This is a genomic window from Vibrio sp. 03_296 (assembly GCF_002265885.1).
On record NZ_NPKW01001111.1, the window covers coordinates 1 to 457 of the forward strand.

The following is a 457-nucleotide window of genomic DNA, read 5'->3' on the forward strand; positions in this document are numbered from 1 at the left end:
GCCGTTGAAGGTGTGTTGTAAAGCATGCTGGAGGTATCAGAAGTGCGAATGCTGACATGAGTAACGACAAGGGGGGGTGAAAAACCTCCCCGCCGGAAGACCAAGGGTTCCTGTCCAACGTTAATCGGGGCAAGGGTAAGTCGACCCCTAAGGCGAGGCTGAAAAGCGTAGTCGATGGGAAACGGGTTAATATTCCCGTACTTCTTACAATTGCGATGGGGGGACGGAGAAGGCTAGGTGGGCCTGGCGACGGTTGTCCAGGTTCAAGTGCGTAGGCTGAGTGTTTAGGTAAATCCGGAYACTCTTAAGGCTGAGACACGACGTCGAGCTACTACGGTAGTGAAGTCATTGATGCCATGCTTCCAGGAAAAGCCTCTAAGCTTCAGATTGTAAGGAATCGTACCCCAAACCGACACAGGTGGTCGGGTAGAGAATACCAAGGCGCTTGAGAGAACTC

The 457-nt window shown here is 52.4% G+C and carries 1 rRNA gene; it reads left to right on the forward strand.

Annotation, left to right across the window (positions count from 1 at the left end):
• Positions 1-457 (forward strand): 23S ribosomal RNA (locus CIK04_RS30145); the annotation flags it as partial.